Genomic DNA, 13,896 nt, shown 5'->3' on the forward strand with positions numbered 1-13,896 from the left:
GGGCGCCGCGACCACCGCGGCACCGGTGAGCCTCCCAACTGAAGTCGCCCCCGGAACATTTCAAGACCCCGCGCCCCGCCGCTCGTCAACAGCCGCTGCAGGATTTTTCAACCCCCGCCGGGCCCGGCGCGCCTACACTGATCCGCCACCCACGCCCCCGCCATGAACGCCCCACCCCACCCCGACCAGGCCCAGCGCCTGGCCCGCGCCGAGCGCCAGGCCGCCGTGGTGCGCGCCCTGGCGCCCCTGCTGCCCGCCCACGCGCTGCTGTGGCAGCCCGAGGACACCATCCCCTACGAATGCGACGGCCTCACCGCCTACCGCGAGCGCCCGATGGTGGTGGCCCTGCCCGAGACCGAGGCCCAGGTGGCCGCCGTGCTCAAGGCCTGCCACGCGCTGGACGTGCCCGTGGTGGCGCGCGGCGCCGGCACCGGCCTGTCCGGCGGCGCCATGCCGCATGCCCTGGGCGTGGTGCTGTCCCTGGCCAAGTTCAACCGCATCCTGCGCATCGACCCGCGCTCGCGCACCGCCACCGTGCAGGCCGGCGTGCGCAACCTGGCCATCAGCGAGGCCGCCGCGCCGCATGGCCTGTACTACGCCCCCGACCCCAGCAGCCAGATCGCCTGCACCATCGGCGGCAACGTGGCCGAGAACTCGGGCGGCGTGCACTGCCTCAAGTACGGCCTGACCATCCACAACGTGCTGCAGGTGCGCGGCTTCACCATCGAAGGCGAGCCCGTCACCTTCGGCGGCGAGGCCCTGGACACGCCCGGCCTCGATCTGCTGCCCCTGGTGGTCGGCAGCGAGGGCATGCTGGCGATCACCGTGGAGGTGGTGGTCAAGCTGGTGCCCAGGCCGCAGCTGGCGCGCTGCATCATGGCCAGCTTCGACGACGTGCGAAAGGCGGGCGACGCGGTCGCGTCGGTGATCGCCGCCGGCATCATCCCGGCCGGGCTGGAAATGATGGACAAGCCCATGACGGCCGCCGTCGAGGATTTCGTGCACGCCGGCTACGACCTCTCCGCCGAGGCCATCCTGCTGTGCGAAAGCGACGGCACGCCCGAGGAGGTGGCCGAGGAAATCGAGCGCATGAGTGCCGTGCTGCGCGGCTGCGGCGCCACCGCCATCACCGTCAGCCGCGACGAGGCCGAGCGCCTGCGCTTCTGGAGTGGCCGCAAGAACGCCTTCCCGGCAAGCGGGCGCATCAGCCCCGACTACATGTGCATGGACTCGACCATCCCGCGCAAGCGCCTGGCCGACATCCTGCTGGCCATCCAGGCCATGGAGACCACCTACGGCCTGCGCTGCGCCAACGTCTTCCACGCGGGCGACGGCAACCTGCACCCGCTGATCCTGTTCGACGCCAACGACCCCGACCAGCTCCAGCGCTGCGAGCGCTTCGGCGCCGACATCCTGGAGACCAGCGTCGCCATGGGCGGCACCGTCACCGGCGAGCACGGCGTTGGTGTGGAAAAGCTCAACAGCATGTGTGTGCAGTTCAGCGCGGAAGAGAACGATCAGATGTTCGGCATCAAGCGCGCTTTTGATGCCAAAGAATTACTCAACCCTGGCAAAGTGATCCCGACCTTGCAACGTTGTGCGGAGTACGGGCGGTTGCTGGTGCGCGGCGGGCGGTTGCCGCACCCGGATCTCCCCCGGTTTTAGGGCGCTGTTCCACGCGGCAGGCCCCCTGGGCTGGGGTACATTGCCTCCAATGAGCGCCCGCCTTTCGCCCACCGATGCGCCCCTGGCCCGCCGCGACGGCGAGGCCGGCGTCAGCGAACGCGAGCGGGCCATGCAGCTGGAGCTGCGCACGCTGCGCGCCGAGAACGAGTACCTGCGCCAGCGCTACGCCCAGCAGCTCAGCGGCCTGAACCCGGCCGCCGACGCGAGCCAGCCGGGGCTGCGCGCCGACCTGCCGCTGTCACTGGCCTCGGCCCTGGACGCCGACCGCGACGGCCGTCCCGCCCAGGCCAAACTCGAGTTCGAGGCCCTGTTCGCCGCGCTGGCGAGCGTGTTCCCCATCGGCGTGTTCCGCACCGACGAGGGCGGGCTGCTGACCCACATCGACAGCCAGCTGCAGCAGATCTTCGGCCTGCAGCGCGAGGACTTTCCCAACTTCGGCTGGCTCGCCCGCGTGCACCCCGAAGACCTGGAGCGCGTGCAGGCCGCCTGGGTGCGTGGCATCTCGCGCGGCGAAAGCCTCAACGTCGAGTTCCGCATCGTCAAGCCGGGCAACGAGACCGTGTACGTGCTGACGCGCAACGCACCGCTGCGCGACGCCAGCGGCCGTGTCGTCAGCCAGCTCGGCTTCGTGCAGGACATCACCCCGATGCGCGTGCTCGAGGCCGAGGCCCGCATCAAGGACGAACTCAACCGCCAGATCATCGCCAGCAGCCCCGACTGCACCAAGGTGCTCGACCTGGAAGGGCGCGTGGTGCAGATGACCGAGCAGGGCTGCCGGCTGGTCGAGGTGGACGATTTCGAGGAAGTGCGCCTGAGCGACTGGACCACCTGGTGGCCCGAGGAAGGTGGCACGCTCGCGCGCGACGCCGTCGCCGCCGCGCGCCAGGGCAAGGGCTCGCGCTTCGTCGCCTTTGGCAACACCTTCAAGGGCACGCCCAAGTGGTGGGACACCGCGCTCACGCCGATCTGCGACGCCCAGGGCCAGCCCGTCATGCTGCTGGCGGTCTCGCGCGACATCACCGAACTGCACCAGCAGCAGGACGAGATCCGCCGCTTCAATGCCGAGCTCGAAAAGCGCGTCAAGGAACGCACCGAGGAACTGGCCGAAGCCAAGGAGCGCGTGAGCATGGCGCTGGCCGAGGCGCAGGCGCTCTACAACCAGGCCCCCTGCGGCTACCACTCGTTCGATGCCAACGGGACCCTGGTGCTCATCAACCGCACCGAACTCGACTGGCTCGGCTACGAGCGCCACGAGGTGATCGGCAAGCTCAACGTGCGCGACATGGTGCCACCCGGTGACGGCAACCAGGAACTGGTGCTGGAGCGCCTGAACCGCCTGGTCGCCGGCGAGAAGCTCGACCCGATCGAGACCGTGGTGCGCCGCCGCGACGGCAGCACCTTCTCGGCGCTCGTCAGCAGCACGGCCGTGCGCGACAGCAAGGGGCGCTTCCTGCGCTCCAACAACACACTGATCGACATCACCGCCCTGAAGGCGGCGCAGCAGGCGCTGGCCGCGCAGAGCCGGTTCATGCAGACCATCAGCGACAACGCGCCGGTGCAGATCGCCTTCTTCGACCGCGACCTCATCTGCCGCTTCGCCAACGCCAGCTACACCCGCTGGCGGGAGGACCGCTCGCACGACTCGGTGGTCGGCCTGCACCTCAGTGAGATCGCCGACCGCAAGGTCTACGAGTCCGTGCGCGACCGCCTGAGCGCCGCGCTCGCGGGCGAGCCTCAGCGCTTCGAGGGCGAACGCCGTTTCCCGGGCGGCGAGCCGTACTACGCCAGCATCGAATACATCCCCTTCCAGATGGATGGCCAGGTGCAGGGCCTGATCATCCAGATGATCGACATCACCGAGCGCAAGGCCTCGGAAGACCGCGTCTCGCAGGCCAACCAGCGGCTCGCGCGCGCGCTCGAGCAGGCCAACGCCCTGTACAACCGCGCGCCCTGCGGCTACCACTCGCTCGACATCGACGGCATCTTCGTCTCCATCAACGACACCGAGCTGGAGTGGCTGGGCTACACGCGCGACGAGGTGGTGGGCAAGCTCAACTTCCGCGACGTGATCCCGCCGCACCAGGTGCCGCTGCTGGATTCGCACATGCACCGCATGCTGCAGGACGACGCGCTCGACGGCGTGGAGTACGAGATGCTGCGCCGCGACGGCACACGCTTCTACGCGCTGGTCTCGTCCACCACGGTGCGCGATCCGCAGGGCCGTTTCCTGCGCAGCAACACCACGGTGGTCGACATCACCCGCCGCCGGGCGGCCGAGGACGCGCTGCGCCGCCAGCAGCACTTCCTGCAGTCCATCACCGACCGCGTGCCGGGCCTCATCGCCTACCTCGACGCGGACCTGCACTTCCGCTTCGCCAACGCCGAGCACCTGCGGGTCTACGGCATGGACCCGCAGCGCATCGTGGGCCAGCACCTGAGCCGCTGCGTGGCCCCCGACATCTGGGCCGACATCGAGCCGCGCATGCGCGGCGCGCTGGCCGGCACCTCGCAGCATTTCGAGGCCTGGCGCCGCATGCCCGACGGCACGCCGATCTTCATGAGCGCGAACTACCTGCCCGACCCGGGGCCGGACGGCAAGGTCCGCGGCGTGTTCGTGCAGATCATCGACATCACCGAGCGCAAGCGCGTCGAGGAACGCGTCAACCACCTGAACGAGGAGCTCGAGCAACGCATCCAGGAACGCTCGGCCGAGTTGCTGGAAAGCGAGCAGCGCTTCCGCCTGATGGTGGACAACCTGCGCGACTACTGCATCTTCTTCCTCGACGCCAACGGCTTCATCACCGACTGGACCGACAGCGCCCAGCGCATGGACGGCTACTCGCCCGTGCAGATGCTGGGCCGCCACTACGGCGTGCTGTTCGATCCGGTGGACGAGGCCGCCGGCCGCGCCGACGCCGAGCGCATGCTGCGCCTGGCCGCCTCGCGCGGGCAGCACGACGTGCAGAGCTGGCAGCTGCGCAAGGACGGCTCGCGCTACTGGTCGCACTCGGTGCTGATCGCGCTGCGCGACCAGCGCGGCGACCTCAAGGGCTTCGCCAAGATCAACCGCGACATGACGGACGCGAAGCAGCTCGACGACCTCATGCGCAACATCAACGACGAGCTGGAAAAGCGCGTCGTCGAGCGCACCGAGCAGCTGCTGGCCGCCAACCGGGACCTCGAGTCCTTCTCCTACTCGGTCTCGCACGACCTGCGCTCGCCGCTGCGCCACATCTCCAGCTTCGTGAGCCTGCTGGAAGAGCACCTGGGCCTGCAGCGCGACGAAACCACCACGCGCTACCTCGCCACCATCGGCAACTCGGCGCGCCACATGAGCCAGCTCATCGATGGCCTGCTGGCCTTCTCGCGCCTGGGCCGCGCGGCGGTGAACATCGCGCCGGTCGACTTCAACCACCTCGTCAGCGCCGTGGTCTCGCAGCTCGCGCACGACACCGATGGGCGCGTGGTGGACTGGCAGATCGCCTCCGACCTGCCCATCGTGCACGGCGACGCCCTGCTGCTGCGCGAGGTGTGGGCCAACCTGCTGGGCAACGCCTTCAAGTACACGCGGCCACGCGAGCGCGCCGTCATCGGGGTCAGCTGGCACCTGGACCCGGTGCGCGGCTACACCTTCTCCGTGCGCGACAACGGCGTCGGCTTCGACACCAAGTACGCGCAGAAACTCTTCGGCGTGTTCCAGCGCCTGCACCGCGCGTCGGAATTCGAGGGCACGGGCATCGGCCTTGCCCTGACCCGTCGTATCGTGGAGCGCCATGGCGGCAGCATCTGGGCGGAAAGCCGCCTGGGTGAAGGCAGCGTCTTCCATTTCGCCCTTCCCATCGACGGCCCCCGAGCACCCGATCCCACCGATTCCATGCCGGCACCCCTGGAACCATGAACAAGACCGCCGATGCCATCCTTCTCGTCGAGGACAACCCCGACGACGCCGAACTCACCAAGCTCGCGCTCTCGCGCCACGGTCTGGACGGTCGCGTGACGCACGTCTCCGACGGCATGCAGGCCCTGGACTACCTGTTCCGGCGCAACCAGTTCGCCAACCGCCCGGGCAGCAACCCGGTGCTGGTGCTGCTGGACCTGAAGATGCCGCTGCTCGATGGCATCGGCGTGCTGCGCGAGATCAAGAGCTCGGACATCCTGCACAACATCCCCGTGGTGGTGCTCACCTCGTCCACCGAGCCGAGCGACCTGCTGCGCGCATACGACGCCGGCACCAACGCCTACATCGCCAAGCCGACCGAGTTCTCGCAGTTCCTCAGCGCCATGAAACACGTGTGCGAGTTCTGGGTGAACATCAACCAGACCGCGCCGCCGCTGGCCACCGCGGGCGTGCGCAGCACCGGTTTCGGCGAGCTGCTCTAGCGGCGCCTCACCACGGGTCTACCGTGCGCACGGCCGGCCCGTCGCGCAGCTTGGCGCCTTCCAGCCCCCGCAACAGCCAGGCCCGCGTGTCCGCCGGGTCGATGACGGCGTCGATCTCCAGCGTGGTGGCCATGGGAATCGCCGCGCCCTGGGCCATCTGCCGCGCCAGCAGTTCATCGAACAGCGCCTGGCGCTGCGGCCCCTCGGGCACCGCCTCCAGTTCCTTGCGGTAACCCAGGCGCACCGCCCCTTCCAGGCCCATGGCACCGAACTCGGCGCCCGGCCAGGCCACTGTGAAGCCCGGCGCATGGAAGCCGCCGGCCGTCATCCCCATGGCGCCCAGGCCAAAGCCTTTGCGCAACACCACGCTGAAGAACGGCACGCGCAAGGCCGCCGCCGCCACGAACAGGCGACTCGCGTGCCGCACCTGGGCGCGCGCCTCGACCTCGGGGCCGACCATGAAACCCGGCGTGTCGACCAGACTCAGCAGCGGCAGGCCATGGGCATCGCACCAGCGCATGAACCGCGCGGCCTTGTCGGCGGCGTCGGGATCGATGGCGCCACCCAGGTGCCGCGGGTTGTTCACCAGCACGCCCACCGCGCGGCCGTCGAAGCGCGCCAGCGCGGTGTGGATGCCCAGGCCGAAGCCTTCGCGCAGCCAGAGCGCGCTGCCGCCGTCGGCCAGGCCATGCAACACCGCGCGGCTGTCGTAGCTGCGCGAGCGGCTGGCGGGCAAGGCCTCGCGCAGCCGCTCGGGCGGCGGCGAGGGCAGCGGCGCCACACGCCATTGAAAGAAGGCCAGGGCGCGGCGCGCCGCGGCCACGGCCTGCGCCTCGTCGTCCACCAGCAGGTCGATCACGCCATTGGCGTGCTGCACCTGCGCCGGGCCGATCGCCTCGGGCGGGAAGCGGCCCAGGCCACCGCCCTCGACCATGGCCGGGCCGCCCATGCCGATGTTGCTGCCGCGCGTGGCGATGACCAGGTCGCAGCAGCCCAGCAGGGCCGCGTTGCCCGCAAAGCAGCGGCCGGCCGCGACGCCGATGGTCGGCACCCGCCCCGACAGGCGCGCCATGGCCGCGAAGGTGCCCACGTGCAGGCCCGCCACGATGGGCATGTCGGTGTCGCCCGGCCGGCCCCCACCGCCTTCGGCGAACAGCACCACGGGCAGGCGCTGGTCCAGCGCGATGCCCAGCAGGCGGTCGGTCTTCTGGTGGTTGCGCATGCCCTGCGTGCCGGCAAGCACCGTGGCGTCGTAGGCCAGTACGGCCGTGCGCGAGCGCTCGGCGCCGAACAGCGCGCCATTGACCGCGCCGATGCCGGTGACCAGGCCGTCGGCCGGCGTCTGCGCGATCAGTTCGGCCTCGCCGCGGCGCGCGGCCTGGGCGGCCACGGCGAGCGCGCCGTATTCGATGAAGCTGTCCGAGTCGCACAGGTCGGCGACGTTCTCGCGCGCGGTCCGCAGGCCCAGCGCATGGCGCCGCGCCACGGCTTCGGGGCGCGCGGCGTCCTCCACGAAGGCCAGCCGGGCGCGCAGCCGCTGCAGCGCTTCGCTGTCGGCGGCGGGAGCGGCGGGCGATGGAGGCTGGGCGGCGGGGGGCGGTGCCGGCACCCCCAGCGGCTCGAGCGGCTCGATGCGCCAGAGCGGATCGCCCGCGTTCACGGTCTCGCCCGGGGCCACCAGGTGGTCGGCCAGGCGGCCGTCGCGCTCGGCCGGGAGTTCATGCTCCATCTTCATGGCCTCGACCACCAGCAGCGGCTGGCCCAGGCGAACCGGATCGCCCGGCTGCACCAGCCATTGAACGACCTGGGCCTGGAGCGGCGAGCGCAAGGTCTAGGGGAGGTGGGAGCGCGCCCCGGGGCCGCTCAGTAGATGTCGGAGTCGCACCACTGCGACGAGGGGCCGAAATCGTTCTGCTTGCTCGGCACGTTGAGGTTGAGCACGAACACCACCTCGCCGCCGAAACGGCCCACGCCCAGGGTCTTCATGAGCTGCTGCTCCTGCTCGGGGCGTTCCATGCGCAGGAAGCAGATGGCCTGCTTGGTGCCTTCGTGCATGGCCGTGAGGATGTCCAGACGCGAAATGCGGCCGAATTCGCTGCACAGCTGGTGCAGGGCCGATTTCAGGCTCGACACATCGTTGTGCTGCCGGAGTTCTGCGAGTGCGCTCACCTTGCGGGCTCCCCCATCGGTTCGGATGTCAGTGGTGGACATGGCTTGCATGGAGTGTGTCCTTGAATCGCGGTGCACCAATGACAATGGGTCGGATGCTAGGGCAGAGGCTACAAAAAGTCACAAGTCTGTTACAAAAATCCGTCGCGACGCGGCGCGACGTGCGGTAGTTCACGAACGGTGGGCGCGTACCCGGACCGTTCCGCCGGCGCGGACCGCGCCAGCCTCGCTATCCTAAGGCCACCATGCGCACCGCCCGTCCCTCAAATGTGCCGACGTCCGACGCCACTCGGTTCCCCGAGCCGCGCGAGGCCTTCGACCGCGCCGCCCATCTGGCCGCGCGCGAAGGCCGCGCCGCGGCCGCCCTGCTGCTCGAACGCTCGGATACAGGTGTTCGCGTGCTCGGCCGCTTCGGGCTGGACGCGCCGATGGAAGAGCTGGCGCTGGACATCGCCCGGACCCTGGGAACGCAGGAAACCTGGGTGGGCGACACCCACCGCGAATCGCGCTGGGTGCCGCTCGACCTGGGCCGTGGCCGGCGCGCGGTCCATCACCTGCACTGGTTGCCGCTGGCCCGCGCGCCGGGCGCTTTCCTGCTGCTGCTCGACCACCACCCGCGGGAAGAGCGCCGCAACGAAATCGGCATCGGCCTGATGAGCGAAACCGCGGCCGACCTGGTGCTGACCCAGCGCCACCAGCGCGAGCTGCTGGCCACGCAGGTGGCGATGCAGCGCCGCCACCAGGGCCAGATCGAGCTGGTGGAGCGCACCGCGGGCCTGGGCAGCTGGTCGGTGGAGACCTCGGGCGAGCGCGTGGACTGCTCGGCCGGCCTGCTGAGCCTGCTGGGCATCGGCCCCGAGGCGCAGCCGCGCACCCTGGAGGACCTGCTGGAACACCATGCGCCCGAGTGGCGGCAGGGCCTGCGCCAGCGGCTGGAGCGCTGCGCCGCCAGCGCCGACCCCTTCGACGAAGAGGTGCAGGTGCTGATCGAGACGAGCGGGCCCAAGTGGGTGCGCGTCGTGGGCGCGGCGGTGCTGGACGACAACGGCAACCCCATGCGCGTGCAGGTGACCGTGCACGACATCTCGGCCACCAAGCAGGCCCAGCAGGAAACCCTGCGCCTGGCCATGCGCCTGACGACCACGCTGGCCAGCATCACCGAGGCCTTCGTCACGCTGGACCGCCAGTGCTGCTTCACCGACCTCAACCAGGAAAGCGAACGCCTGCTGCAAAAAACCACGGCCGACCTGCTGGGCGTGGAGGTCTGGCACGGCTTCGCGCCCAGCGTCGCGCAGCGCCTGAAGGAACACCTGGGCCGCGCATTGCAGACCAACCGGCGCGTGGAACTGGAGGACTGGTTCGCCACCCTGGGCAAATGGCTGGAGGTGCGGGCCTATCCCTTCGCCGAAGGCCTGGCCGTGTACTTCCGCGACGTGACCGAACGCCGCCGCTCGCAGGAGCAGCTGATGCTGCTGGAGACCAGTGTCGCGCGGCTCAACGACATCGTGCTGATCGCCGAAACCGGCGCGCAGGAGCTGCGCAACGAGCCCAAGATCGTCTTCGTCAACGACGCCTTCGAGCTGCACACGGGCTACTCGCGCGCCGAGGTGCTGGGCCAGTCGCCCGGCATGCTGCTCGACCTGGACCCGGCGGTGTCCAAGCTGCGCGAGATCTCGCGCGGCCTGCGCGACACGCAGAAGGCCCGCACCGAGCTGATGGTGCGGCGCAAGAACGGCGCGCTGTTCTGGGTCGAGCTGGAGGTGGTGTCGGTGCAGCCCAGCGCGGACGAGGTGACGCACTGGGTGGCGGTGGGACGCGACATCACGCAGCGCAAGACGGCCGAGGACATGATCCGCCACCTGGCCTTCTACGACCCGCTGACCGACCTGCCCAACCGCCAGCTGCTGCTCGACCGGCTGCAGCAGGCCCTGGCCAGCAGCGCGCGCAGCGGCCAGCACGGCGCGCTGCTGTTCATCGACCTGGACAACTTCAAGATCCTCAACGACACCCTGGGCCACCAGATGGGGGACCAGCTGCTCAAGAAGGTCGCGCAGCGCCTGACCTCCAGCGTGCGCAAGACCGACCTGGTGGCGCGCCTGGGTGGCGACGAGTTCGTGGTGATGGCCGACGACCTCAGTCCCAGCCCGGTGGCGGCGGCGCACAAGGCGCGCGTGCTGGCCAACAAGGTGCTGCAGACCCTGCGCGAGCCCTTCGCGCTCACTGGCCACCAGCACTTCGCCACGCCCAGCATCGGCGTCACCATCTTCCACGGCACGCAGGCCGACGTGGGCGATCTGCTCAAGCAGGCCGACCTGGCGATGTACCAGGCCAAGTCCATGGGCCGCAACACGCTGTCCTTCTTCGACCCGGCGATGCAGGCCGAGATGAGCGACAACGCGCGCACCGCGTCCGACCTGCGCGACGGCCTGCGCCGGCGCGAGTTCGTGGTGCACTACCAGCCGCAGGTGGACAAGGCCGGCATGATCATCGGCGTAGAGGCCCTGCTGCGCTGGAACCACCCGGAGCGCGGCCTGCTCTCGCCGGCGGCGTTCATTCCCGTGGCGGAAGACACCGGCCTGATCCTGCCGCTGGGCCTGTGGGCGCTGGAGACGGCCTGCGGTCAGCTGGCGGCCTGGTCCAAGCGGCCGGAGACGGCCAACCTCAGCATCGCCGTCAACGTGAGCGTGCGCCAGTTCCGCCACCCGGACTTCGTGGACTCGGTGATGGCCTGCATCCGCGCCAGCGGCATCCGGCCGCAGCGGCTGAAGCTCGAGCTCACCGAGAGCCTGCTGGCCGACCGCATGGAGATCACCATCGAGAAGATGGGCATGCTGAAGTCGCTCGGCGTGACGCTCTCGCTGGACGACTTCGGCATGGGCTACTCCTCGCTGTCGCTGCTCAAGCGGCTGCCGCTGGACCAGCTGAAGATCGACCGCGCCTTCGTGGCCGACGTGCTGACCGACCCGAACGACGCGGCGATCTCGCGCGCCATCATCGCGCTGGCGCAGTCGCTGAGCCTGCAGGTGGTGGCCGAGGGCGTGGAGACGATCGAGCAGCGCGACTTCCTGGCTTACCAGGGCTGCGACCAGTTCCAGGGCCACCTGTTCGCCAAGCCCCTGCCCGTCGAGGCGCTGGACGCGCTGCTGTCCAACCCCGTGTCGGGCATGGTGGTGGTGGGCTGAGCGCGCCCGCCCGCCTCAGACGTTGAGCAGCAGGAAGCGCCGCTCCCAGGGACTGACCACGTCGAAGTACTCGCGGTACTCCGTGTCCTTGATCGCCGCGTAGGTCTGGATGAAGTGCTCGCCGAACAGCTCCACCAGCGGCGCGCAGCGCATGAGGTTCTCGACCGCGTCGTCCAGGTGGCGCGGCAGCTGGTGCGGCTGCTCGTAGGCGCTGCCCGACAGGGGCTCGGTGGGCTTGATGCCCTGCTTCATGCCCAGGTAGCCGCAGGCCAGGCTGGCCGCCAGCGCCAGGTAAGGGTTCACGTCCACCCCCGCCAGCCGGTTTTCCACCCGCCGCGCCTGCGGCGCCGAATGCGGCACGCGCAGCCCGCAGGTGCGGTTGTCGTAGCCCCAGCTCAGGTTGATCGGCGCCGAGGTGTAGCGCGACAGGCGCCGGTACGAGTTCACATAGGGCGCGAAGAAGGCGATGGCGGCCGGCAGGTAGGTCTGCAGGCCGCCGATGAAATGGAAGAAGCGCTCGGAGGCCTCGCCGTCGGCGCGGCTGAAGATGTTCTGGCCATCGGCCAGCCCCACCACGCTCTGGTGGATGTGCATGGCGCTGCCCGGCTGGCCCTGCATGGGCTTGGCCATGAAGGTGGCGTACATCTGGTGGCGGATCGCCACCTCGCGGATGGTGCGCTTGAACAGAAAGACCTGATCGGCCAGCGGCAGCGGGTCGCCGTGGTCCAGGTTGATCTCCATCTGCGCCGTGCCCATCTCGTGGATGAGGGTGTCGAGCTGGATGCCCTCGGCCTCGCACCAGTCGTACATGACGTCGAAGATGTCGTCGTACTCGTTGATGGCGTCCATCGAGAAGCTCTGCATGCCCGCCTCGCTGCGGCGCGTGCGCCCCACCGGGGCCTTGAGCGGGATGTCCTCGTCGGGCTCGACCTGCACCAGGTAGAACTCCATCTCGGGCGCCACGATGGGCTTCCAGCCCTCGTTCTCGTACAGCTTGAGCACGCGGCGCAACACGTTGCGCGGCGACAGGTCCACCGCCTTGCCATCGAAGGAGAAGCAGTCGTGGATGATCTGAGCCGTCGGCTCCTTGGCCCAGGGCACGGGGCGCAGCGTGGCCGGGTCGGGGCGCAGCTGCATGTCGGGGTCGGCGACCGAGGTGTAGTCCTTCTCGGGGTAGTCGCCGGTCACGGTCATGGTGAGCACGGCCTCGGGCAGGCGCAGGCCCACGGCCGGGTCGTACTTGTGGCGCGGCACGATCTTGCCGCGCGCCTGGCCCGCCATGTCGGGGATCAGGCACTCGACCTCGGTGATGCGGTGCTCGTCGAGCCACTGCTGGATGCGCTGGGCGTCTGTCATGCGATCGTCTCCCCCGGGAATGCCGGGGCTACCAGTTGGTGATGCGGGGGTTGTCGAACCGGTACTCGTTGGGCACCGCGATGTTGGAGTAGGAGAAGGACAGGCTCACGTCCAGCGACGTGACCTGGTGCCACCAGCCCAGCGGCAGGAACACGGTCTCGCCGGGCTCGACCACCACCTCCAGCACCTTGGCCTGGGCGAAGAGCGGGTAGCGCGCCAGGTCGGGCCGGTCCAGGTCCACCGGGCTGTAGACCTCGAAGTGGTTGTAGAGCAGCGGTGTCTGCAGCGGCGAGATGAAGCGCCAGCGCTTGCGCCCCACGATCTGCGTGTGGCAGAGCATGAGGGTGTCGTGGTGCAGGGGCGTGACCGTGCCGGCCGGCCCGAACCAGAACGAGGCGCGGCGCGCCAGCTCGGAACGGTCGCAGAACACCGGCAGGCTGCCGATGTCGTCCAGCAGGGGCGCGAAGCCTGGCTGACTCAGCAGCTCGTTGTTGGCGGTGAGGTAGTAGTCGTTGGTGGCGCCGCCGGCCAGCACACGGTCCACGAAGTCGGCCAGGCGGGTGTGGCGCTGGTGGTCGAGCTTGTTGCGCTCGTAGTTCGGGTCGGCGCTGCGCTCCGCCTGGACCTGCACGTCCAGGTGGCCGAAGCGCTCGCGCAGGTCCTGCGGCGACCAGCGGCCCATGGCGGGCCAGTCGCGCCCCACGTCGGTCAGCACCACGGGGCGGCTGCCCACGATGTACTTGTCCAGGAATTCGCCAGGCGACACCTGGCTGCGCTTCTCCACGTGGCCGTACAGCGGGTCGAGCTCGAGCAGGCGCTGCTGGTTGGCCATCACCGAGGCCAGCTTGTCCTGCAGTTGCTGGAACTGGCGCGCGGCCAGAAAGACCGGGTCGCTGTCCATGGCGCGGATCGCCGGCTCACATTCGGCCGGATCGAGCCCCGCCTGCACCATGGTCGCCAGCATGGACTCCGGGGTGCAGCGGCGCAGCCGGTTTTCGGCGATCCACTGGCGCCAGCCGGCGTCCAATGCGCGGAAGCCGGCCTCGCGCGGGCGCGGTGCGGGAGAGGCGACGGGCGGGGTACTCATGCGGGGCGTCAGTATGGCACCGCCTTCGCCGCCGAC

General features: G+C 69.8%; 7 protein-coding genes and 1 pseudogene. 4 read left to right on the forward strand and 4 right to left on the reverse strand.

Translation table 11 applies throughout. From position 1 onward, the window contains the following. The first annotated feature begins 162 nt into the window (after nucleotides 1–162). From SOM08_RS19615 to SOM08_RS19625, 3 genes are read left to right on the forward strand one after another with little or no spacing between them, the layout of a single operon-like run. A complete protein-coding gene (locus SOM08_RS19615; protein WP_322469558.1) occupies nucleotides 163–1,665 on the forward strand; it encodes an FAD-linked oxidase C-terminal domain-containing protein in 1,503 nt (500 codons plus the stop codon). A 49-nt stretch (nucleotides 1,666–1,714) separates the two neighbouring features. After that, nucleotides 1,715–5,584, forward strand: coding sequence for a PAS domain-containing protein (locus SOM08_RS19620; RefSeq protein ID WP_322469559.1), 3,870 nt, complete (start codon nucleotides 1,715–1,717; stop codon nucleotides 5,582–5,584). Next, nucleotides 5,581–6,066 (forward strand): response regulator, encoded by a 486-nt coding sequence (locus tag SOM08_RS19625; RefSeq protein WP_070399425.1) that lies wholly within the window; start codon nucleotides 5,581–5,583, stop codon nucleotides 6,064–6,066. Before SOM08_RS19620 ends, SOM08_RS19625 begins: the two co-directional genes overlap by 4 nt. 7 nt (nucleotides 6,067–6,073) lie before the next feature. Here the strand turns inward: SOM08_RS19625 and SOM08_RS19630 are convergent. Together SOM08_RS19630 and SOM08_RS19635 are read right to left on the reverse strand one after the other, a co-directional pair. Continuing rightward, a pseudogene (locus SOM08_RS19630) lies at nucleotides 6,074–7,894 on the reverse strand (carboxyl transferase domain-containing protein); the annotation flags it as partial. A 35-nt stretch (nucleotides 7,895–7,929) separates the two neighbouring features. Beyond that, the gene (locus tag SOM08_RS19635) at nucleotides 7,930–8,235 is read right to left on the reverse strand and encodes an RNA recognition motif domain-containing protein (RefSeq protein WP_239478184.1); all 306 of its coding nucleotides are present in this window, start codon (nucleotides 8,233–8,235) and stop codon (nucleotides 7,930–7,932) included. Between the two features lie 245 nt (nucleotides 8,236–8,480). On the opposite strand from SOM08_RS19635, the gene SOM08_RS19640 reads away from it, so the two are divergent. Further along, nucleotides 8,481–11,417, forward strand: a complete 2,937-nt coding sequence (locus SOM08_RS19640) for an EAL and GGDEF domain-containing protein (protein WP_322469560.1) — start codon at nucleotides 8,481–8,483, stop codon at nucleotides 11,415–11,417. Between the two features lie 15 nt (nucleotides 11,418–11,432). Here the strand turns inward: SOM08_RS19640 and SOM08_RS19645 are convergent, their stop codons facing one another. Next, nucleotides 11,433–12,773 carry a glutamine synthetase family protein gene (locus SOM08_RS19645; RefSeq protein ID WP_116959641.1) on the reverse strand — a complete coding sequence of 447 codons (1,341 nt, stop codon included), beginning with the start codon at nucleotides 12,771–12,773 and terminating at the stop codon, nucleotides 11,433–11,435. Between the two features lie 28 nt (nucleotides 12,774–12,801). After that, a complete protein-coding gene (locus tag SOM08_RS19650; RefSeq protein WP_322469561.1) occupies nucleotides 12,802–13,860 on the reverse strand; it encodes a cupin-like domain-containing protein in 1,059 nt (352 codons plus the stop codon). Between the last annotated feature and the right edge of the window lie 36 nt (nucleotides 13,861–13,896).

The sequence above is a fragment of the Hydrogenophaga sp. SNF1 genome, assembly GCF_034421675.1.
Classification (GTDB): domain Bacteria; phylum Pseudomonadota; class Gammaproteobacteria; order Burkholderiales; family Burkholderiaceae_C; genus Hydrogenophaga; species Hydrogenophaga borbori.

Excerpts from the sequence above, each read along its gene's own strand:
- SOM08_RS19620 (WP_322469559.1), top strand. The coding sequence starts at position 1,715 with ATGAGCGCCCGCCTTTCGCCCACCGATGCGCCCCTGGCCCGCCGCGAC.
- SOM08_RS19645 (WP_116959641.1), bottom strand. The coding sequence starts at position 12,773 with ATGACAGACGCCCAGCGCATCCAGCAGTGGCTCGACGAGCACCGCATC.
- SOM08_RS19625 (WP_070399425.1), top strand. The coding sequence starts at position 5,581 with ATGAACAAGACCGCCGATGCCATCCTTCTCGTCGAGGACAACCCCGAC.
- SOM08_RS19650 (WP_322469561.1), bottom strand. The coding sequence starts at position 13,860 with ATGAGTACCCCGCCCGTCGCCTCTCCCGCACCGCGCCCGCGCGAGGCC.
- SOM08_RS19615 (WP_322469558.1), top strand. The coding sequence starts at position 163 with ATGAACGCCCCACCCCACCCCGACCAGGCCCAGCGCCTGGCCCGCGCC.
- SOM08_RS19640 (WP_322469560.1), top strand. The coding sequence starts at position 8,481 with ATGCGCACCGCCCGTCCCTCAAATGTGCCGACGTCCGACGCCACTCGG.